Annotated in this window: 18 protein-coding genes; 3 read left to right on the top strand and 15 right to left on the bottom strand. The window is 60.5% G+C overall.

Annotation, left to right across the window (positions count from 1 at the left end; genetic code table 11):
* Positions 1 to 374 precede the first annotated feature (374 nt).
* Complete coding sequence (locus ACK4FZ_RS13915; RefSeq protein WP_409821838.1) at positions 375 to 2,180, bottom strand: phosphodiesterase; 1,806 nt, start codon at positions 2,178 to 2,180, stop codon at positions 375 to 377.
* A 136-nt stretch (positions 2,181 to 2,316) separates the two neighbouring features.
* Here ACK4FZ_RS13915 and ACK4FZ_RS13910 point away from each other — a divergent pair, with 136 nt between their 5' ends.
* The 3 genes from ACK4FZ_RS13910 (at position 2,317) to astE (ending at position 5,027) form a co-directional block, all read left to right on the top strand.
* The gene (locus ACK4FZ_RS13910) at positions 2,317 to 3,126 is read left to right on the top strand and encodes an alpha/beta fold hydrolase (protein WP_409821836.1); all 810 of its coding nucleotides are present in this window, start codon (positions 2,317 to 2,319) and stop codon (positions 3,124 to 3,126) included.
* A 1-nt stretch (position 3,127) separates the two neighbouring features.
* The gene (locus ACK4FZ_RS13905) at positions 3,128 to 3,916 is read left to right on the top strand and encodes an enoyl-CoA hydratase-related protein (RefSeq protein WP_409821834.1); all 789 of its coding nucleotides are present in this window, start codon (positions 3,128 to 3,130) and stop codon (positions 3,914 to 3,916) included.
* A 97-nt stretch (positions 3,917 to 4,013) separates the two neighbouring features.
* On the top strand, positions 4,014 to 5,027 hold the full coding sequence (gene astE, locus ACK4FZ_RS13900; RefSeq protein ID WP_409821832.1) for a succinylglutamate desuccinylase: 1,014 nt from the start codon (positions 4,014 to 4,016) through the stop codon (positions 5,025 to 5,027).
* A gap of 127 nt (positions 5,028 to 5,154) precedes the next feature.
* Here the strand turns inward: astE and ACK4FZ_RS13895 are convergent, their stop codons facing one another.
* The 14 genes from ACK4FZ_RS13895 to leuB all read right to left on the bottom strand — a co-directional run bounded on the left by ACK4FZ_RS13895 (position 5,155) and on the right by leuB (position 21,817).
* The gene (locus ACK4FZ_RS13895; protein WP_409821830.1) at positions 5,155 to 7,479 is read right to left on the bottom strand and encodes an EAL domain-containing protein; all 2,325 of its coding nucleotides are present in this window, start codon (positions 7,477 to 7,479) and stop codon (positions 5,155 to 5,157) included.
* A gap of 1 nt (position 7,480) precedes the next feature.
* Positions 7,481 to 8,140: a methylamine utilization protein gene (locus tag ACK4FZ_RS13890; protein ID WP_409821828.1), complete on the bottom strand. Its 660-nt coding sequence runs from the start codon at positions 8,138 to 8,140 to the stop codon at positions 7,481 to 7,483.
* 233 nt (positions 8,141 to 8,373) lie between these two features.
* Complete coding sequence (gene accD, locus ACK4FZ_RS13885) at positions 8,374 to 9,246, bottom strand: acetyl-CoA carboxylase, carboxyltransferase subunit beta (protein ID WP_144371444.1); 873 nt, start codon at positions 9,244 to 9,246, stop codon at positions 8,374 to 8,376.
* A 78-nt stretch (positions 9,247 to 9,324) separates the two neighbouring features.
* Positions 9,325 to 10,119, bottom strand: coding sequence for a tryptophan synthase subunit alpha (gene trpA, locus ACK4FZ_RS13880; RefSeq protein ID WP_409821826.1), 795 nt, complete (start codon positions 10,117 to 10,119; stop codon positions 9,325 to 9,327).
* The gene (locus ACK4FZ_RS13875) at positions 10,116 to 10,445 is read right to left on the bottom strand and encodes an antibiotic biosynthesis monooxygenase family protein (protein ID WP_409821824.1); all 330 of its coding nucleotides are present in this window, start codon (positions 10,443 to 10,445) and stop codon (positions 10,116 to 10,118) included. The genes trpA and ACK4FZ_RS13875 overlap by 4 nt, the downstream gene beginning before the upstream one ends.
* Positions 10,442 to 11,641 carry a tryptophan synthase subunit beta gene (trpB, locus tag ACK4FZ_RS13870; protein WP_144371441.1) on the bottom strand — a complete coding sequence of 400 codons (1,200 nt, stop codon included), beginning with the start codon at positions 11,639 to 11,641 and terminating at the stop codon, positions 10,442 to 10,444. Before trpB ends, ACK4FZ_RS13875 begins: the two co-directional genes overlap by 4 nt.
* A gap of 23 nt (positions 11,642 to 11,664) precedes the next feature.
* Positions 11,665 to 12,318, bottom strand: a complete 654-nt coding sequence (locus ACK4FZ_RS13865; RefSeq protein WP_409821822.1) for a phosphoribosylanthranilate isomerase — start codon at positions 12,316 to 12,318, stop codon at positions 11,665 to 11,667.
* A gap of 1 nt (position 12,319) precedes the next feature.
* Entirely contained in the window at positions 12,320 to 13,108 is a 789-nt protein-coding gene (gene truA / locus ACK4FZ_RS13860; protein ID WP_409821820.1) for a tRNA pseudouridine(38-40) synthase TruA, read from the bottom strand.
* Positions 13,105 to 13,692, bottom strand: a complete 588-nt coding sequence (locus ACK4FZ_RS13855; protein ID WP_409821818.1) for a hypothetical protein — start codon at positions 13,690 to 13,692, stop codon at positions 13,105 to 13,107. The genes truA and ACK4FZ_RS13855 overlap by 4 nt, the downstream gene beginning before the upstream one ends.
* A 32-nt stretch (positions 13,693 to 13,724) precedes the next feature.
* A complete protein-coding gene (locus ACK4FZ_RS13850) occupies positions 13,725 to 15,632 on the bottom strand; it encodes a FimV family protein (RefSeq protein WP_409821817.1) in 1,908 nt (635 codons plus the stop codon).
* A gap of 249 nt (positions 15,633 to 15,881) precedes the next feature.
* The gene (locus ACK4FZ_RS13845; protein WP_409821815.1) at positions 15,882 to 18,152 is read right to left on the bottom strand and encodes a FimV/HubP family polar landmark protein; all 2,271 of its coding nucleotides are present in this window, start codon (positions 18,150 to 18,152) and stop codon (positions 15,882 to 15,884) included.
* A 155-nt stretch (positions 18,153 to 18,307) separates the two neighbouring features.
* Positions 18,308 to 19,321 (bottom strand): aspartate-semialdehyde dehydrogenase, encoded by a 1,014-nt coding sequence (locus ACK4FZ_RS13840; RefSeq protein ID WP_409821813.1) that lies wholly within the window; start codon positions 19,319 to 19,321, stop codon positions 18,308 to 18,310.
* Between the two features lie 170 nt (positions 19,322 to 19,491).
* Entirely contained in the window at positions 19,492 to 20,598 is a 1,107-nt protein-coding gene (gene asd / locus ACK4FZ_RS13835; RefSeq protein WP_206210890.1) for an aspartate-semialdehyde dehydrogenase, read from the bottom strand.
* Between the two features lie 154 nt (positions 20,599 to 20,752).
* Positions 20,753 to 21,817 (bottom strand): 3-isopropylmalate dehydrogenase, encoded by a 1,065-nt coding sequence (leuB, locus tag ACK4FZ_RS13830; RefSeq protein ID WP_409821811.1) that lies wholly within the window; start codon positions 21,815 to 21,817, stop codon positions 20,753 to 20,755.
* Between the last annotated feature and the right edge of the window lie 46 nt (positions 21,818 to 21,863).

Below are 21,863 nucleotides of genomic sequence, written 5' to 3'. Positions count from 1 at the left end.
AGCAATACGGCTGTTCGAATGCGGCAGACGCCAGGCTTGACCTCAGGCATGCACAAAGCATGCCGACTGCGACAGGCCTGGCCTGTTGGATGCGTCATGACAGGCCGGACAGGGCCGCGTCGGGCAATACTCCGATGCAGCCGACAAGGCCGAATACACGCACCAAATTGGCACCACCGCTTCAGCAAGCCAAACCAGATTAGCCGATGTTTAATAAAATTGACAACCGGGGATGGAAAAATGCAAAAAGACATCAGAACGACACGTCAGATACTGCAGTGCAGCACAAAATTGCCGAACGATCGCCATATTGATGGCAATAAAAGGGATTGCAGCGCAGCAGTACTTCGGCATGCGGCATGCCGTTTAACCGATCAAACAAGCGCTGCATTGCTATGAACAAGGCCGGATTGCGTCGAATTTTCGTAGTAAATGGCACTACCATCCTGTTTTTTCGCCATTTTCTTGGCATGCGTAGCCGCTGAGGCAACCGCGTAGTGTGAGGTAAAGAAACCTGGCCGCACCTGCAACACACCAATGGAAACACTGGTCAGCGGAAAAAACTGCACCTGTCCCAGGCGGTCGGCCACGCAGAAGCCGCCCGCCAAGCGATCGCTTTCGGTAAACAGTGACAACACGCTCTGATCGAACTGCTGCAATACCTGCTGCAAGCGCTGCAACCAGTTGCAGCTTTGCAACAACAGTACGAAATCATCCCCGCCAACATGGCCGACAAAGTCGCGTGAGGCATCAACGACGCTTTCCAGAATGGTGCCTAGCAAGCGAATCATGTCATCGCCTGCACCATAACCGTACTGATCGTTGAAGGGCTTGAAGTAATCCAGATCGACATAAGCCACTACGAAAGCCACGCCTTCATCCAGCATGCGCGCCACCTCGTCACTGATCGGGACGTTACCGGGCAAACCGGTAAGCGGATTGGCGTACCGCGCCGCGATCAACTGCTGCTCACTGATCACACGCATCAGGTCCTGGCCGTTTCCCATACCGAGATAGAGCCCGTTCTCTTCGATGATGAAACCATCCAGCAAATAACGCCGTTCTGCCGCCACCAGCCGGCTGGACAGGGCGTGCACGTCCAGCTCCGCCGGCACCACCAACGGCGCCGGATCGGCAAGCACCATGCAGGCTTTCTTGGCCAACAGCTCGCGATTGAACGGCTTGGCAAACGATTCGAGTACGTGATGCCGCGACAGCAAGCCCACCGGTCGGCCATGGCGCAACACCGGTATGGCAAAACACTCGGGCTGCTCGGCAAACAAACGATAGGCTTGTTCGCAACTGGCGCTATCGGGCAACGGCGCAACCTGCTGCAGCAGGTTGCGCGCCTGCGGCAGTTTGCGGCCAACCCTGGGTACTGTATGACCCGGCAAGGCATAGCGGGCCACACGCTCTGGCCGCGCTGCCGGGCGCGCCATCAGGTAGCCTTGCCCCATCAGCACACCAAGATCGCGCAAGACCGCCAGCTCCTCTGCCAGTTCGATGCCTTCAGCCACCAGGGTAGAGCCGGCAGCGCGTGCCATGTCCACCAAGGAACGGACAAACTGCAGTTTTATCGGATCCTGGTGAATATTTTGAACGAAATACTTATCAAGCTTGACCAGCTCCGGGCTCAGCTCACTCCATAAACGCAAATTTGAGTAGCCCTCCCCCAGATCATCCAGGGCCAAACGCAAACCGCCCCCCCGCAAGGCATCCACCACTTTGCGCAACATGGGGTAGCCGGCATTGGGGCGTGTCTCGGTCAGCTCCAGCACTACCCGCGATGCCGGCAGACCACTAACCGCCAGCATGCCCAGCAGGCTGTCTACCGTCAGATCTTCGCACAGCAGGGTATCCGGCATCACATTGATGAAGAGCTGGCCTGGCAGCTGCTGGCGACCAAACTCCCGCAATACGGCGGCCATACACACCTGATCCAGCACCGCAGACAGGCCAGCCTCGGCCGCATGGGCAAACAGCGCCACCGGCGAATGCAGGATGGAGTCTGACGGCCCCCGCACCAAGGCTTCGTAGCCCACCAGCTCACCGCTGGACAGATAAACAATAGGCTGGAATACCACCTGCACCAAGCCTTCATGAATGATGCGTTCTAACAGCACACGGCTAGGGGCCGGTGGCGGACTAGCCAGGGTCACATCGTCGCAGAAGGCATTCATGATGATCATCCACTATCAGAAACCCGTGCACTTTAATCAGTTAATGTGACAAATAAAGGAAGCCAGCCTGCGTGCGGCCAACGGCATGCCAATAAATTGCCTAGAATGAGAAAAACCCAGCCAAGAGGACGACAACATGCCATTCATCCAGACCGGCGGTCGCCAGCTGTTTTACGAAATCAGCGGACAAGGCAAGCAGCCTCTACTGTTGTTCAACGGCCTTACCATGAGTACGGCAGCCTGGACCTTGCTGCTGCCGCAGCTGGAACAACGCTATCAAGTCATACGGCTGGACTTTCAGGGCCAGGGCCAGAGCGAGGCCACACCCCAGCCAGGCTACCCGCTACCGCAACAAGCCGATGACGCAGCTGCCGTGCTCGACGCGCTGGGGATCAACACTGTTTATCTGGTGGCATTGTCCTATGGCGGCATGGTGGCGCAGCACTTTGTCCGCCGCCACCCGCAGCGGGTACAACGGCTGCTGCTGGCCGCTACCCTGGCCTGGTCGGATGCGGTCAACACAGAAATCGCCGCCAGTTGGTCGCAGGCCGAAAAAACCGGCGGTGCAGACCTGCGCTTCGACATCAGCCTGCCATGGCTGTTTTCCAGCCGCTTCCTGCAAGCCGGCCGGGCCATGCTACCCGACCTAAGACGTATTGCCGCTACCGTAGCGTGGCCAAATGTAGAACGCATCATCGCCGGCGTGATGGCTCACGATGCCCGTAGCTGGCTGGACGAGCTACAACTGCCGGTACACATCATCGTGGGCGACGAGGACCGGCTAACGCCACTGTATCAAGCCAGACTATTGCAAAGTGGCATTGCAGGTGCCACCCTGAGCATATTGCCGGGTGTCGGCCACGCCATTCACCTGGAAGCACCGCACGTGTTCTGCCAGCATATTTTCCAGTTTGCCGAAACCCAACCCGCCCCCAAGGAGGCATGACATGGCCCAGGATTGCATCCTGCTCTCGGTTGACGATCGCAATGTGGCGACCGTTTCCCTGCATCGCCCCGAACTGCATAACGCCATCGACGATGGCATGACCGTACGGCTAACGCGCGAGCTGCGCGAACTGGGCAACGACCCCAGCATTCGTGCTGTCATCCTGACCGGCAGCGGTATGAACTTCTCTACCGGACACGACATGCAATGGCTGGCGCGCATGAACACCGCCAGCGAGGGCATACTACGCGAGCAAGCAGCACTGACGGCCGAACTGCTACACACGCTGGACAACCTGCCCAAGCCCACCATTGCCAAGATTCACGGTTCGGCATTCGGCATAGGTGTCGGGCTGGTAGCCTGCTGCGACCTGGCCATCTCCGGCACCGACAGCCTGTTTGGGTTTTCCGAAGTCAAACTAGGTACTATCCCATCCAGTATCACACCGTACGTGATTCGTGCCATTGGTGCCCGTGCTGCCCGCCGCTATTTTGTCTCTGCCGAACGTTTTAACGCCGGCAAGGCCAAACGACTGGGTCTGGTACATCAGGTAGTGGAAGCAGACGAACTGGACGGCTGCCTGGAAATGTCATTGCGCCACTTGCTGCAAAACGGCCCACACGCCATGGCTGCGGCCAAGAGCATGGTTAACGAAGTGGCCTTGCTCGGCACTAGCTCGCAAGCAGTCCAGCTTTGCATCGATCAGGTCACTGCCGTACGGATGAGTGATGAAGGTCGAGAAGGGATCAACGCCTATCTCGACAAGCGGGCGCCCGACTGGTTACGCTGACTTTCAGCATTGCGCCATCAACGTTCACGACCCGTGCCGCAGTCACAATGCCGCACGGGTCTTTGTTTAGAATGGGTTGGTCTACAAGGAAAACATCATGAACCCGTTCCAAGCCACCGACTTCCTGCAGCAGACCTTGCAGGGGCAGACCCCGACTGTGACTTACTGGCAGCAACACGGCATGCAAGCCGAATGGCTGGGCCCAGGCCTGCTGCAGCTGCAACCGCAAACCGTGGCAGCGCATGCCGAAAGCGTACTGCTATCTGCCGGCGTACACGGCAACGAGACCGCCCCGATCGAAGTGCTATCGGGCATCGTCAATGACATCCTTTGCGGCCAACTACCGCTTGCCACCCGCCTGCTGGTGGTACTGGGCAACATTCCGGCAATGCGGGCCGGCAAACGCTTTATCGACTACGACATGAACCGGCTGTTTAACGGCCAGCACGCCAGCCAACCCCATGCTGCAGAGGCGCAGCGTGCCGCCGAGCTGGAGTTGGCCGCACAGCGCTTCTTCGGCGACGCACATGGCCCGCGCCGCCACTACGACCTGCACACCGCCATCCGCGGCTCGGTCTTCGAGCGCTTTGCCATCTACCCCTACCTGCACGAGCGGGCGCACAACCGCGAGCAACTGATGTGGCTGGCAGCAGCGGACATCGGTACCGTACTGCTGCACAGCAAGCCGGCGGCCACATACAGCTACTTCACCAGCCACCACTGCCAGGCGGATGCGTTCACACTCGAGCTGGGCAAGGCGCGCCCGTTCGGCCACAACGAGCTGGCCCGCTTTGCCGGCATCGACCAGGCACTACGGCTGCTGGTCAGCGGTCGCAAACCGGTAACACCGCCGTTCCAGCCGCAGCGGGTGCAGCTGTTCCGTGCCAGCTACGACCTGATCAAGCTCAGCGGCGAGTTCGTCCTGCACCTGGCCGATGACGTAGAGAACTTCACTGCCTTGCCGGACGGCATGGTGATCGCCGAAGACGGCGACAGCCGCTACATCGCCCGTGGCGGCCAGGAGCGCATCCTGTTTCCCAACCCCAAGGTCAGTATCGGCCTGCGTGCCGGCATCGTGATCGCGCCCGCCAGCCTCGACAGCGACGCCTGAAACACAGATATCCACAGCAAATCGGGAAAAAGCTGTGGAAAAGCTGTGAGAAGACAAAAAAAAATATGCGGCATCAGCCACTTGGCTGTGCCGCATATTTTTCAGGCAGGCCGCACCTGAAGATTGGTCAATCTGGCGCTGCTTGCTGATAGTCCCGCAACCATCGCTGGAACGCTGCCAGCGGCAGCGGTTTGGCATAGTAGTAGCCTTGCCCATAGTCGCAGCCCAGCTCGCGCAGCTTATCGCTAATGGCCAGTGTCTCCACCCCCTCTGCCACCACCTTGAAGCCAAGCGAGTGCGCCAGCTCGGTGGTAGAACGCACAATCATCGCGTCAGCTTCGCTTTCCACCACACCCTTGACGAAAGCACGATCGATCTTGAGTTCGGATACAGGCAGTTGCTTGACATAGGCCAGCGACGAATAGCCGGTGCCGTAGTCGTCAATCGCCAGTGCCATACCCATATTACGCAAGGCATGCAGCGTCTCCAGCGCCTTATCCGGGTCTTCCATCACCCCGCTCTCGGTAATCTCCAGACACAGGTACTGCTTGGGCAAAGCCGCCATATTGAGGCAATTATCAACAAAAGCCGGCAAGGCCGGGTCCAGCAGGTCACGCGTTGATAGGTTGACCGAGATACGCACCGGCATGCCCTGCGCCAACAAATCAGCGGCATCGATACACGCACGCGCAATCACCCAGTGCGTGATCTCGCGGATATACCCTGTCTGCTCGGCAAACGGAATGAACTCGAACGGCGGCACAAACCCCCGCACCGGGTGCTCCCAGCGCACCAGCGCCTCCGCCTCGCAATGGCCAGTGCCATCCAGCGCTACTTTGGGCTGGTAATGCAGCGTGAGTTGCTCCTGGTTCAGCGCTTCTTTGAGATCGCCCAGCAAAGACAGGTGCTCTTCGCGGAACTGGCGCTTGGCCGCATCGTATACCGATACGGTGCACTTCTTGCGCTTGGATACATACATGGCTTCGTCAGCGCAGCGCAGCAAGTCCTGTGCACTGGCGGCATGCTCGGGGTAGGACGCGATACCGATACTGGCACGCACGTCCAGCTTCTTCTCGTCCACGGCCAGCTGACGCTCAAAGCCTTGCAAGACAGCCTGTAGTACTTCGTGATAGTCGGTACCGGCCACCACAAAAGCAAACTCGTCGCCACCCAGTCGGGCCAGTACGCCGCCAAAACGGCTTACCTCGGCGTGCAACCAGAAGCCGATACGCATGATCACCCGGTCTCCGGCAACGTGGCCCAGGGTGTCATTAAGCTGCTGGAAACGGTCCAGATCGAGCAACATCACGGTTTGACTCTGGCCCGGCGTGTCCAGCCGCTTGGCCAGCTCGCTAAGGAAGCCTGCGCGGTTCAGCAAGCCGGTCAGCGTATCGCGGTAGGCCAATGCCAGAATCTCCTGCTCACGCTCGGCAATGGCAGTCTGCATGTGATCCAGGCTGTCTGCCAGTTCGGCCAGCTCGTAGGTTTCCGGGCGCAGCACTTGTTCTGAATAACTGCCATCACGAATCTTCCTGGCTACCGACACCAGCCGGTACAAAGGCCGGGTAACAATGCCAGCCACCTTGAAACTGGCCAGAATGCACAGCAGCAGGCTGGCAACAGCCAAACCAAGCAGCGCCTTCTGCAGCGCATAAAACGGGGCCAGAATCTCTTGCAGCGGGCGTTGCAGTACGGCATACACTTTGTCACCAGGGCCGGTGGCAATCGACAGCATGCGCGTCTGGTACGGTGCACCAGCCAATTCCAGCTGCTTTTCGTGCAAACGTTCCGGCTGGCTCAACAGATCTTGCAACACCGGCCGGTCCAGCGTGGAAGCAAAGCTATGCAAGCGGCCATCCGCAGAACGGCTGAGGAAAGTCACCTCCAGGCCGGACATTTCCTTGAGATCCTGCGCCACCTTCTGGGTAAGCTTAACGCCCAGTGTAATCCAGCCAATCACTACCGGCGCTTTCACCGGTACCACTACCAGCTCGTAGGCTTCGCCGTTCACCACCTTGATGGCACTGGCCACTCCGTCCTTGCGCACGGTTTTCATCAGGTCCGGGAATGGGTAGACGCCCTCTTTGGCTACACCCTTGTTGTCTGCGGGTACGCTGCCTTGCAAGTCGCTCAGTAGTACCAATTCGGCACCCAAGCGGTTGGCATGGTTCTGCAGGGCGGACAGCATGGTCGGGCCATCGGCAGTAGCCAGCGCCTCGCGGAAAGCAAAATCTCCCACCAGCACCTGGGTCGCCTGAATCAGTAACTTATCGTTTTGTTCCAGCAACCGATTGAACACGCGCTGCCCGGTTTCCAGCTCCTGCTCGGCCTGGTCTTCAAAAATGTCCAGGTTGGCCGCACTGACCATGAAAAAGGAAACACCGAGCACAATGGCCAGCAAGGTGGTGAACAGCAGGGTAACGCGAAAACGGAGTGTCTGGCTAAAGCGCACCTTAAGCCCCCTGTCTGCGCAGCTCTGGCTTGCTCAGGCTTATCTTGATGCGCACAGATTGTGTCGCACCGGTTATTTTGACTTGCTGCATGATTTCTTCTTTCATTCGAGGATGCCACACCACCATACGGTAGTCCCCGACGGGGAGATTCCTTACCACGGCACGACCGTTGGCCGCACTGACATCAAACCAAGGGCTGTCTACCACCAGCACGTAGGCCAGCATCCAGTCGTGGATATTGCAGCCGAGGGCGACCAGCCCCGGTTTATCGAACACTACCGGCTGGGCGGGGGTACCGGTATACAGCTTGAGGTCAAACACTTTGGGCGCTGAAAAGCTGTATACATGGTGGCGCACCGTATCACGATTAGGAAAACTGACCGCCGTACCCGTCTGTACCACCGACACATAGGGCATGAAGGTCTTGTCCGCCTGCTCGATGGTGCCTTGCAAGCTGCCACGTGGCGCCCTGCCCGACAGCGGCAGCCAGTAAACGGCCGCATCAGCAACCGGAGCGCTCTGATCGTCCAGCACATGCACGGAGACTTCGGCAGCTATTACCTGAGAGGCCAGCAGTACAAAACCCAGTGCACAGACCGCCACACGACTCAGCAAAGCCTGCATTGCACTACGCTTGCTTGGCAATGGCGCATTATCCATTAAATTCCCACCCTTATGTCATTCGATGCATACACATAAGACAATTCAACAATAAGATCGCATCTTTCTATAATAATTAATAATGTAAAACCAGAACAGCGAATAAAAGCGCGAACCGCAGTCTGCCTCCAAGCATACCGAGCCACACCCATGGCGCAAGGTTCAAACACGCGCATACAAAAGAAAAACCCCTTTTGCCAGGCAAAAGGGGTAATCACGGCGAGGAAGGACGGTCAGGCTGCCGCGCCAGGTAGCTTTTGCAGCATGGCCAGCAAGGTTGCAACCCGTTCCTTCAGCTCGCGACGATCAACAATCATGTCGATGGCGCCTTTTTCCATCAGGAACTCGGAGCGCTGGAAGCCCTCCGGCAGCGTTTCGCGTACGGTCTGCTCGATCACGCGCGGGCCGGCAAAACCGATCAGCGCGCCAGGCTCGCCGATCACCACGTCGCCCAGGAAGGCGAACGAAGCGGACACGCCGCCCATGGTGGGGTCGGTCAGAATAGAGATGAACGGCAGCTGGTGATCGGACAGCAACTGCAGCGCAGCCGAGGTCTTGGCCATCTGCATCAGCGAGTTCAGGCCTTCCTGCATGCGGGCGCCACCGGACGCCGCCACACAGATGAACGGTGCTCGCGCCTCAACGGCCGCCTGCACCCCGCGCACGAAGCGCTCGCCCACCACCGAGCCCATCGAACCGCCGATAAAGCGGAACTCGAAAGCGGCTACTACGGCAGGCTGGTTATTGATGCTGCCTTGCATCACCACCAGGGCGTCGTCTTCACCGGTGGAGGACTGCGCGGCGTCCAGACGATCCGGATAGCGTTTGCTGTCCTTGAATTTCAGGATGTCTACCGGCTTCACTTCTGCACCGATCTCACGACGGCCTTCGGCGTCCAGCAACATGTCCAGACGTTCACGCGCGTTGATCGGGTGATGATGATCACACTTCGGGCAGACCTGCAGGTTGCTTTGGAGGTCGGTGTGGTACAGCACCGCCTCGCAGGCCGGGCACTTGCTCCACAGCCCCTCCGGCACCGCCGACGATTTGCTCGCACGCGTATCGCGCTTGATTTTCGGCGGCAGGAGTTTGTTCAACCAGCTCATGCTGACTCCTTGAATCTAAAAGCTGCGGCCACCCAAGGTTGGCCGCAGGCTGGCTGGCACGGGTCGTCCAGCGTTGTTCTAACGGATAGCGGCTTTCAATGTAGCCACCAGACGGGTCAACTGCTCTTTGGCAGTTTCGGGTGTAGCCGCCTCGATTTCCTGCACCAGACGGCTACCCACCACCACGGCATCGGCTGCCACGGAGATGGCGCGGGCGGTTTCCGCGTCGCGGATACCGAAGCCGACGCCGATCGGCACAGTAATGTGTTCTCTAAGGGCGGCAATTTTACGCGCTACGTCGTCAATGTCCAGATTTCCTGCGCCGGTCACCCCTTTTAATGACACATAGTAGACGTAACCCCGTGCCAGACGGGCAATGTCACGTACCCGATCGATCGGCGTGGTGGGTGCCACCAGGAATACCGGGTCCAGCCCTGCAGCGGTCAGGGCGGCGGTCAGCTCTTCCGCCTCTTCCGGCGGGCAATCTACCGTCAGCACGCCATCGACGCCGGCCTCAGCCGCAGCCTGGGCAAAAGCCTGGTAGCCCAGTACGTGTACCGGGTTCAGGTAACCCATCAGCACCACCGGGGTGTACTGGTTCTGCTGGCGGAAGGTTTTCACCATCGCCAGCACGTGGCGCAGGCCAACCTTGTGCGCCAGGGCGCGCTCGCTGGCACGCTGAATCACCGGGCCGTCGGCCATCGGGTCGGAAAACGGAATGCCCAGTTCGATGATGTCGGCACCGCCATCAACCAGGCCGTGCATCAGGTCAACCGTCAGCGCCGGGTTCGGGTCGCCAGCGGTAATGAAGGGAATCAGGGCTTTCTCACCTGCAGCCTGCAGGCGGGCAAAGGTTTCTGCTACGCGGCTCATGCGGTGTGGTCCTTGCATGGGTAGTTCAGTACGGTGGCGAAGTGCTCCACCACCGGGAACGGATCATAGAAATGGTGCAGCAATGCGCGCCATTGCTGATACTGCGGCGACTGCCGGAAACCCACGGTATGGGCTTCCAGCGTTTGCCACTGCACCAGCAACAGGTAGCGCCCCGGTACTTCCAGGCAGCGCTGCAAGGTATGGCCGGCGTAACCGTCGATGGCGGCGATCAGCGGCGAAGCGGCGGCAAACGCCTGCTCGAACGCGGCTTCCGCCCCGGCCTTCACTTGCAGATAGGCTGCTTCCAGTACCGGCGCCGCGATCACAGCGTGATGCCCATCAGGCCGGCAACGGTATTGATGTCCTTGTCGCCACGGCCGGACAGGTTGACCAGGATGATCTGGTCCTTGCCCATGGTGGGTGCCACCTTGGCCGCGTGCGCCAGCGCGTGGCTGGATTCCAGCGCCGGGATGATGCCTTCCAGGTGACAGCAGTCTTCAAAGGCGCGCAATGCTTCGTCGTCGTTGATGGCAACGTACTCGGCGCGGCCGATGTCTTTCAGCAGGCTGTGCTCCGGGCCCACGCCCGGGTAGTCCAGACCGGCCGACACCGAATGGGTCTCGATGATCTGGCCATCTTCATCCTGCATCAGGTAGCTGCGGAAGCCGTGCAGCACGCCCGGCTTGCCGGCCGACAGCGGCGCGGCGTGGCGACCGGTTTCCACACCGTCGCCCCCTGCTTCCACGCCCACCAGGCGCACGCCGTCCACGTCGACGTAGGGGTGGAAAATACCAATCGCGTTGGAGCCACCCCCTACGCACGCCACCACCATGTCCGGCTGGCGGCCAACCATCTCTTGCATCTGCTCTTTGGCCTCGATGCCGATGATGCGCTGGAAGTCACGTACCAGCATCGGGTACGGATGCGGGCCGGCGGCGGTACCCAGAATGTAGAAAGTGCTGTCGATATTGGTCACCCAGTCGCGCATTGCCTCGTTCAGCGCGTCTTTCAGGGTTTTGGAACCGCTTTCAACCGGCACCACGGTGGCACCCAGCAGCTTCATGCGGAATACGTTCGGCGCCTGGCGCTTCACGTCTTCGGCGCCCATGTACACCACACATTCCATACCGTAGCGGGCGGCCACGGTGGCCGATGCCACGCCGTGCTGACCGGCACCGGTTTCGGCGATCACGCGTTTCTTGCCCATGCGGCGGGCCAGCAGCGCCTGGCCAATGGTGTTATTTACCTTGTGGGCACCTGTGTGGTTGAGGTCTTCACGCTTGAAGTAGATCTGCGCACCGCCCAGTTGCTCCGACCAGCGCTTGGCGTGATAGATGGGGCTGGGGCGGCCAACGAAGTGCTTCAGCTCATGGTGATACTCTTGCCAGAACGCCGGATCAGCCTTGGCGCGGGCGTACTCGGCATTCAGCTCGTCCAAGGCTGCCATCAATGTTTCTGCTACGTAGACACCGCCATACGCGCCAAACCGGCCGCGTGCATCGGGGAAGTCATAACTGCTCATGGCATGCTCCTGATGGTTTTGTTTTAAAGCGCAGGGTCCGCGCCCTGCACTATCGAAATCTCACCCTGACGCACGGCAGCGACAAAGCTCGCTACCCGCGCCGGGTCTTTGATGCCCTTGCCAGCTTCCACGCCGCTGGATACATCTACCGCCGCCGGGCGTACCCGCGCCACAGCGTCGGCCACGTTGGCCGCATCCAGCCCGCCGGACAGTATCAGCGGCAAAGGCAGTACCGGCGGAATCAGCGTCCAGTCAAACACCGCGCCGGTACCACCGTGCGCGCCTTCCACAAACGCATCGGTCAGCAAGCCGCGGGCATCGTGGTAGTTGGCCGCGTAGGCGCACAAGTCCATGCCGGGGCGTACCCGCACCGCTTTCAGGTACGGGCGCTGGAAACTGCGGCAGAACGCCGGCGACTCTTCGCCATGGAACTGCAGCACGTCGATGGCGCAAGCCGCCAGCACTTGCTGTACTTCTTGCTCGCTCGGGTTGACGAACAGCGCCACCACCGTCACGAACGGCGGCAACGCGGCGATGATGGCTTGCGCCTGGGCGATGGTCACGCAACGCGGGCTGGGGGCATAAAACACCAGCCCGATGGCGTCCACCCCCAGCACCGCCGCCGCAGCGGCGTCATCGGGGCGGGTAAAGCCGCATACCTTGATTCGTGTCGTCATGTCAGCCCCACAGCGTCAGCCGCTCGGGCTGCGCCTCACTTGGCAGACCAAACTGCGGCGGGTAGCCCACGCCGGTCAGGTACAGGCCGTCCGGCATGAAGGTGGGCGGCGCCTTGCTGCGGTCGCGTGCGGCCAACAGTGCCTGCACCCCGGCCACGTCCAGGCTGCCCTTGCCGACGTACAGCAGGGTACCCACGATATTGCGCACCATATGGTGCAAGAAAGCGTCGGCGGTCAGGTCAAAACGGATCAAGCCGCGTTCTTCCACGATATCCAGCTGCTGCAGGTGCTTTAGCGGCGACTTGGCCTGGCATTCGGACGCACGGAAGCTGGAAAAATCATGCTGCCCCAGCAATACCTGCGCCGCCGCGCGCATGGCGGCCACGTCCAGCGGCTGGTGGTACCAGCCCACGCGCCCCGCGGTGAGTGCCGGGCGCACCGGATGGGTCAGCAAAAAATAGCGGTAGGAACGGGAAAACGCCGAAAAGCGGGCATGAAAATCGTCGCCGACCTCTTGCGCCCACACCACCGCCACCGACGACGGCAGCAAGGCGTTGACGCCGCGCACCCAGGCGCCAAGCTGGCGCTGCGCCTGCGTCTCGAAATGCACCACTTGCATCAGCGCGTGCACGCCGGCATCGGTGCGCCCTGCGGCCAACGTCACAACAGGATGGCCCGCAATCTGGCTGAGCGCGGCGTTGAGCTTGTCCTGTACCGTATTGCCATGCGGCTGGGTCTGCCAGCCGGCAAAGGCGCGCCCGTCGTATTCCAGGCCGAGCGCGATTCTCATTGAACTGCTTTCATGATGATGGCCAGAACCAGTGCTGCTACAAGCAGCAGCCAACTGTCCCGGCTATGCCAAGGGTAAAAACCCAACTCTACCTGATCCGGCTGCGTTTGTGACCCCTGTTGCGCCAGCAACTGCTGCTGCAGCCAAGCCAGCGAAGGCTTGGGCTGCGTCGCCAGCAGTGCTTCGGCGTACTGCAGCGTCAACACCAGACGCACGGCAACACGCTGCACCGGCACGCCGGCAGCACGCCAGGGCTGCAGCAGGTACAGCACAGCGGCCAGCATGGCACCGCTACCGTAATGCCGCCATAGCAGGCGCAGGCTAAGCGCCATCAACAGTAGGCGTAGCGCTTGGGCAGCACCTAGTTGCAAACCCTGCCAGCTGGGTGACCAGGCTTGCGCCGGCCACAATGGCAAGCCGGGCACATACCAGCCGGCCAGCAAGGCCGTGGCCAGCAACAGCCAGCGCATGCGCTGCACCGCCTGCCACAGCAAGCGCGGCCAACCCGCTGCGGCCAACATCAGGCACAGCAAGGCCGGCAGCGGCAGCATAGCCAGCGCCACAATGAAAAACAGCCAGACCACAAGGCTGGCTGCTGGGTGAAAACGCGGCGCTCTCACTGCTTGACGCCTGCCTCGCGCAACAGGGCATCGGCCGTTTCGGTATCGCCCATCTCGCGGTACAGCCTCGCCAAGTCTTGTGCTGCCTCGGCATTATCAACTTGGCTGGTCAGCGGGACCCTGTCTTCAGAATCCGGGGCAAACACCCCCAGATCTACCGCGGGCGGTTTTGCCATGGCAAAGTGTTCTGGCTGATCGGGCGCAGGCCGATACAGCGGGTTATCCGGATCGAGATTGCCGCCAAGCTGCAGCACGCGCTTCCACAGGGCGCTCTCCGGGCCGAATACGGCCAGCAGGTCCAGCGCTACCGACTCGAACTCCTGCTTATTGCCCTTGCGCGCAATTAGGTCCAGCAGTTTCATGCGCAAGTCTTCGCGCTCCGGCTCGTTGCTCAGGCTTTCGCGCAGTAGCTGCTCGGCCGCATCAAAGCGACCGTACGCCATCAACACGTCCGCTTCGGCCAGCACATCGATGGTTTGCAGATTGATGTCGTCGGCGATGGGCTGCACCAGCGGCTGCTCGTCCGGGCCCAACGAAGCGCTGATAGTGACTGGCCCCATGCCAGCACGGCCCAGCGAAGGCACAGTTACTTTGGGCTTGCTGGCGCGACGACGCTTAACCAGCAACCAAGCCAGCAAGCTGGCTACCGACAGACCACCGACACCATACAACACCCACTGGGTCAGGTTCTCGTCGAGAAACGCCTCATCCTGATCTGCGGAGGCGTCCATGTCGGGGCGGTGCGGAATCACCCGCGGCTGGCTTGCCTGACTGGACAGGCGATTGATTTCTGCCTCTAGCCAGGCCAGGCGCTGCTGCGCGGCCTTGAGCTGGGCGAGTTTTTCCTGCTCCAGCGCTGCAGCCTGCGCCGCAGAGGCATCCTGCACCACGCTAGCCTGCGGCGCGGAGGCTTGCTGCGACACGACAGCGCTAGCCGGCTTGGCAACCTCATCCACTTTGGCAGGCGCAACGGGCTGTGCCGCAGCTGCTGCAGGAGCAGCCTTGCCAGAGATAACAGCAGGTGTCGCAGAAGACGCCTCTGTTGGCGCTTGCACATTGGCCGCTTCACCGCCAGCCTCGGGTACCTTGAGCAAGCTACCGGCAAACAAACGATCGGGATTGCCGTGGGCAAAGGCTTGCGGGTTGGCCGCATAAATCTCGCGCGCCACCCTGGCTACAGGCTTGCCACCGGCAAAGCGGTAGGCCAAGCCCGACAGGGTATCGCCCGGTTGCACCTTGTAACTGCCTTTGAATGCAGGCACGGCGGCAGGCAAAGCTGCAGACAGATAGCTGCCTCGCTGGGTGGCGCGCAAGGTGAAGTCACGACGAATCTGCTCGTCCTGCTGCTGCGTACTCAGGGTAAAGCGCAGCAACGCAGCTTTAAGCACCGTTTCACTGCGAATGGTAAGCCACTGACGACCCTTGCGCTGGTGTACCTCGATGCGCGCTGCTGACAGTGCCGGGTCGTTGAAAGCGGAAAGCTGGAAACTGTCAGATGCAAGGCTGGACGGCCAGTCGCCCAATAGTTCGATCTCGGCGCGCAACGGTAAACCTAGCGCCGACAACAGACGTGCTTCGCCAAAAGCCAGGCCACCGGGCTCGTCAATCAGCGGATGTCGCTCTGCCAGTGCCGCACTGGCATCGTCTTTGGCAGGGGACTTGGCCGGTGAGGAGGAGCCACCATTAACGCGGTACTCGCGCACCACCTTGCCAGACGGCCAGGACAGCTCCAGCGCAAAGTTCATCACTTCGCCAGCCGACAGCACAGGGCCGGTGATGCGCACCATGTATTGGTTAGGCGAAGTTTCTACGGTACGAATCTGAAGCTGTGCCGCCTTGTCGGAATAAGGCGCCAGCGTGGAATAACGCTCGCGCGAAGCAAGCGCGACGAAAGGGTTTTCCAACCCGGGCTCCGGGTCCAGCGTGACTTCCGCGTAAAAAGGCTCTCCTGGCCCCGTCAGCAGACGTATCCCCCCCAAACCTGCATGTGCTGCTGGTGCCAACGCTGCAAATGCAATCGTCAACCCAGCCACCAATGGCCGCAATGTCACCCCTGATCCTTTATTCGGTTTTTTTGGATGTCCAGCCATAGTACCCGCAAGCCGTAGCAATAAGAAAGCCCATCATCTATTGCAATCGATCTGCATCAAATATCACAGCGATGACAGCAGGGTTTCCGCCTCCGACTTGAGTGGCCCCTGCGCCTCGGCTAGCAATTCTTCCAGCACCTCACGGGCGCCTTCCTTGTCACCCATGTCCAGGTAAACCCGCGCCAGATCAAGCTTGGTGGATAACGGATCTTCAGACAGGCTCATGCCATCAAGCGATGGCGCCTGCTCTGCCGCCGGCTGGGCCGGGGCATCAGTACCCAGCGACTCGAGCGAAGACAGATCAAAATCGAAAGCATTGTCATCCTGGACAGGCTGGGCTGCTGCCTCTGCTGCCGGAGCGGCAGGCGGGTCGAGGTTGAAATCAAAATCCAGCATATGCTTGTCGTCGGGCTCGGCTACCGGCTCGGGCTCGGGCTGCGGTGCTGGGGCAGCCAGCAAATCGTCCAGATCCAGTGCAGGCTCCGCACTGGCCGGCGAGGTTTCGTTAGCGCCAAACAGCGCATTGCGCAACGGGTCGTCATCGCCAGTATCAATTGCTTCCGGTTCGATGAAAGCATCCGCCGGCAACGGTGCCAGTTCAGCGGGCTCGCCCATCAGTTCGGAATCCAGATCAATGGATGCAGCTGCGGCAGAGGTAGCAACAGCTGCCGCAGCTGCCGGCTTGTCTGCCACCTGCGACTCACCAGCGTACAAGGCGTTATTCGGGTCAATGGACAGACCCAGCGACGCAGCGCGCGCCCACAGGGTGCCCTTGCCATCGAATGCCGCATGCAATTCGCGCGCCTGGGCTTCGAAAGCAGCCCTGTCAGATCGCGCAGCATAGATCTCCAGCAGCTTCATGCGCACTTCATGACGAGTGGGGTCTTTGCTCAGCGCATCCTTAAGGATGTCCTCAGCCTGCTGGTCACGGCCATAGGCCAGGTAAACCTCGGCCTCGGCAATCGGGTCAACTTCGCCGGCGTCCATGCCATTCATGCCGGTGCGGGTAAAGTCAGCCAGGAAAGTATTGCTGCTGGCTTCGTCCACTGCCGCAACGCGGCCAACGGTTCCAGCACCCAGAATCGAGGCTCCCGCCAGGTCAGTGGCAGATTTGGCACCGCGCTTGCGACGACGCATGAAAAGGATACCGGCGACACCCAGCAGCACCGTAGCAACACCAGCGGCAATCAAAGGCAAGTAGCCCATCACCTGATCGATCAGACCAGGGCCTTCTGCTACCGGCTCACTGGCTACGACTACCGGTTTATGCACCGGTACTGCAGCGGGCACTACCGGCGCCGATGCCTGGGGCACAGAGGCCGCCTGAGCCTGCGGCTCGGAAGCAGCCATGGCTACTGCAGCAGGCACACTGGCAGCGACAGGTGCAGCCATGCCTGCTTGCAGCGCTTGCAGTTTCTGCTCCAGCTCCTGGATTTTCTGCTGGGCAGCCTTTAGCTGCGCATCCTGTGCCAACAAACCAGGATCAGGCTGCTCCAGCTTCAGTACCGGCTTGGCTGGGGACTGTGGCACAGGTACTGCCACGGCGTCTGCCCCCCGGACCGGCGCACGCGCCGGGGCAGCATTGCCGTCCAGCACTTCTGCCACGCGAGCCGGACGCAATGATTGTGCAGCGGCAGTAGTTGGCACCTTCAGACGGGTACCCGCGCGCAGCGTGGAAGGGTCGCCATTCTGGAAGGCTGTGGGGTTGGCCAGCATGATGGCTGCCATGGTCTGACGCAGCGTGGCGCCTTGCGGCCGAATGGCGCGCGCAACGTGAGCAAGCGTCTGGCCACGACGCACCACCACGGTACCGTCACCCTTGTCAGAGGGGGTTTGAGCTACCGGCGCTGGCAACGGCAAGCGCACCGGCTCTACCGGTTTGAGCCTGGACGGTTCGGTCACTGCAGTGGCACGTGCAGAGCGCTCGATGGCCTCGGCCTTGTTAGGGTATTCCACAGGATCAAGCAATACCGTGTATTCGCGAATGGAGCGACCGCTGGCGGTGCGCGCCTCCACGACAAAGCGCAGGTAGGGCTCGCTGATCGGCTGTACCGACAGCACCCGAATGTAAGGCCGGCCGTTGGAGCGGTAAGCGAGGGCAAAGCGCAGGCTGCTCAGCGCGGGACTGTAGTCAACTTGCAGATCGCGAAAGGTCTCGATGGATGCCAGCCCGACACGGACAATGTCTTCTTCCTTGGCGCCGGTCAGATCAATGTCTGCGCGTAGCACCTCGCCCAAGTTGGAGCGGACAGCAATCCCGCCCAAGCCGCCCCAGGCTGCAGAGGAGAACAGCAAGGCAACCAGCAGAGCACTTATCTTTTTCTTGGCTAGCATCGTAATGCGCTACCTTATCGGTAAATAGTGTGTCGATTCCGGCTAACAGCCCTGCCTTTGATGGCTTCGGCGGCAAGCCGCCGCCCTTCTGTCACCGGAATACCCATCCAACAATTCAATCCTGCTTGCATGCAATAGTACTAGGACTTATCGAGTCAAGCAAAATAGCCCCGCTTCATCAGCGCAACCGTCGCCGCCACACAAGGCAAGGCCGCACCGGTCCGCGCATTATCGGCAGCCAGCCAGAACGACAGCACCTGTCCCTGGCGACGGACGCGGCTGACCCATACCGCCTCGTTACCGGACGATTCCAGCGGCGTCACGTACGGCATCTCGCCCGCCGGATCGTCCACCACCTGCAAGCCGGCGGCCTGGAACAGCTCGCGCGCCTTGGCCGGGGTCAGTTCATCACCGGTCTTCACGCTGACCGCCCAGCCGTGACCGAAGAAAACCGGCACGCGCACGCAGCTGGCTTCCACTTCCAGCGCCGGCAGTGCCAACACCTTGCGCAGTTCGTGCTCGATGGAACGCTCTTCTTCGCTGACACCGTCTTCATCAACCGCACCGACCAGCGGCAGCACGTTGAAAGAAATACGCTTCGGGTAAACTTCCAGTTCCACATCACGGGCACCGAACAAGGCAGTGGTCTGGTTGGCCAGCTCTTCCAGTGCGGCACGGCCCGAACCAGATACCGACTGATACGTCGCCACGCTGACACGCTGCAGGCCACTGGCCTTCAGTGCGGCCAACGCTTGCGCCAGCGGGCTGACGGTGCAATTGGGCACCGCCACCAGCAGGCCTTCACCCAGATCGTCCAACACTGCCTCGTTTACACCGGGCACGAACAGCGGCACATCATCGGACAGACGGTAGGTACTGCTGAAATCGATGATGGCGCAACCGGCCTGGCGCGCTTCCGGCACATACTGGCGCGTCATGTCGGCACCACCGACAAAAATGGCCAGCGACACATTGGCGAAATCGAATTCACCTACCGCGCCGACTTCCAGCTCCAGATTGCCAAAAGAAACGGTCTCGCCTTCCTTATCGGCAATATCCAGCGCAAATACACGGCCGATCGGCAATTGACGCTCGGCCAGCAAATCCAGCACGGCCTCCCCGATCAGATTGGTAGCACCGACAACAGCAAGACGAATGGTTTCAGACATGTAAATACCTTGATAACAAACGGACACAGGCAATATAAGATTGCCTTGATAATAGAATTGACGTCATTTTAGCGCACTGGCCTGACAAATAAAGCCGTGCACAAATTAAAAAGCCTGCCACCGTAGTGACAGGCTGTGTTTTTCGCTGCAGGAAACCCTGCCAAATTTGCTTAGCGCTCGATCAGGATGCGCAGCATGCGGCGCAGCGGCTCGGCCGCGCCCCACAGCAGCTGGTCGCCAATCACGAAGGCGGACAGGTACTCGCCGCCCATATTCAGCTTGCGCACGCGGCCCACGCCGATTTGCAGGCCACCGGTAATGGCCGCCGGGGTCAGCTCTTTTACGCTGATTTCGCGGTCGTTCGGCACCCATTTCACCCAGTCGTTGCCCGACTTGATGATGGCTTCGATTTCTTCCAGCGGCAGGTCTTTTTTCAGTTTCACGGTCAGTGCCAGGCTGTGACAGCGCATGGCGCCGATGCGCACGCACAGGCCATCTACCGGAATGGTGGCGTCGGTGCCCAGAATCTTGTTCACTTCGGCCTGGCCTTTCCACTCTTCCTTGGACTGGCCATTATCCAGCTGCTTGTCGATCCACGGGATCAGACCGCCAGCCAGCGGCGCACCGAAGAACTCGGTCGGCACGTCTTCGCGGATGGAGGCTGCCACTTTGCGATCGATGTCCAGAATGGCGGACGACGGGGTAGCCAACTCGTCGGCCACGGCTGCGTGCACCACGCCCATGCCCTTCAGCAACTCGCGCATGTGGTTGGCACCGCCACCGGATGCCGCCTGGTACGTCATAGACGATACCCACTCCACCAGACCTTCACGGAACAAACCACCCATGCCCATCAGCATGATGGAGTTGGTACAGTTGCCGCCGATGTAATCTTTTACGCCCTTGGCCAGCGCCGCGTCGATCACGTTGCGGTTGACCGGGTCCAGCACGATCACGGCGTTGTCTTCCATGCGCAGACTGGAAGCCGCATCGATCCAGTAACCGGTCCAGCCGGCCGCGCGCAGTTTGCCGTATACCTCGGCGGTGTAGTCACCACCCTGGCAAGTAACGATGGCGTCCATCGCTTTCAGTTCGTCGATATTGCGCGCGTCTTTCAGCGGCGGCACCTCGCGGCCAACGTTGGGCGCAGCACCACCCACATTGGAGGTGGTGAAGAACACCGGCTCGTTGATTACGGCAAAATCGTTCTCTTCCAGCATGCGCTGCATCAGCACGGAACCCACCATGCCGCGCCAGCCTACAAAACCTACTCGCACGATAATTTCTCCTGAATGTCGTCGGGTGTTTGAAACCGTTTGCCCGCCCTGCTTGAAGGCAGGCTTATCTAGTGATCGACCCCATTGTGCAGGGCAACAGCAGCTCGCACAATGGGGTGTCGTTTTTTTATTTGAACAGCATTAAAACGGTCATTTACATGGCGGCAACCACGGCATCACCCATGCCGCTGCAGCTGACTTTTTCGCAGCCGGCTTCAAAAATGTCGGCAGTACGGTAGCCCTTGGCCAGCACGATTTTCACAGCATTTTCCACGCGCTGGGCGGCGGCTTCCTGGCCGAAGGTATAACGCAGCATCATGGCCGCCGACAGGATGGTCGCCAGCGGGTTGGCCAGGTTCTTGCCAGCGATATCCGGCGCAGAACCGTGGCTCGGCTCGTACAGGCCCTTGTTGTTCTGGTCCAGCGACGCCGACGGCAGCATGCCGATGGAGCCGGTGAGCATCGAAGCCTCGTCGGACAGGATGTCGCCAAAGATATTGCCGGTCACCATCACGTCGAACTGCTTGGGGTTGCGCACCAGCTGCATGGCGGCGTTGTCCACGTACATGTGGCTCAGCTCCACCTGCGGGTACTCGCGGGCCACGTCGATCATGATTTCTTTCCAGAACTCGGTGGTTTCCAGCACGTTGGCCTTGTCGACCGAACACAGCTTCTTGTTGCGCTTCATCGCGATACCGAACGCCACGTGGGCGATGCGGCGGATTTCGCCTTCGCTGTAGCGCATGGTGTTATACGCCTCGCGCTCGCCCAGTTCGTTGACGGCGATGCCGCGCGGCTGGCCGAAGTAGATATCACCGGTCAGCTCGCGCACGATCATGATGTCCAGACCCGACACCACTTCCGGCTTCAGCGTGGAGGCATTGGCCAGCTCCGGGTACAGAATGGCCGGACGCAGGTTGGCGAACAGGTTCAGGTCTTTACGGATGGCCAGCAGGCCGCGTTCCGGGCGCAGCGGGCGCTCCAGCATGTCGTACTGCGGGCCGCCAACGGCGCCCAGCAGCACGGCGTCCGCTTCGCGGCACAGCTTCTGGGTGAATTCCGGGTACGGTACGCCGTAGGCGTCGTAACCGGCACCGCCCAGCGGCGCCTCTTCCATTTCGATCGGCAGGCCGTCGCTGCGCAATACGTCCAGTACGCGTTTGGCTTGGGCAATGATTTCCGGACCGATGCCGTCACCCGGCAGAACTGCAATTTTCATGATCTTTATCCTGTGCTATGGGGCAGAAGGTTGGCCGCATGCGGCC

Origin of the sequence: Vogesella sp. (genome assembly GCF_046297735.1) — a bacterium.
Classification (GTDB): Bacteria; Pseudomonadota; Gammaproteobacteria; order Burkholderiales; family Chromobacteriaceae; genus Vogesella; species Vogesella urethralis.
Note: the sequence above shows the minus strand (reverse complement) of the source record. Positions and strands in the feature narration are given on the sequence as shown.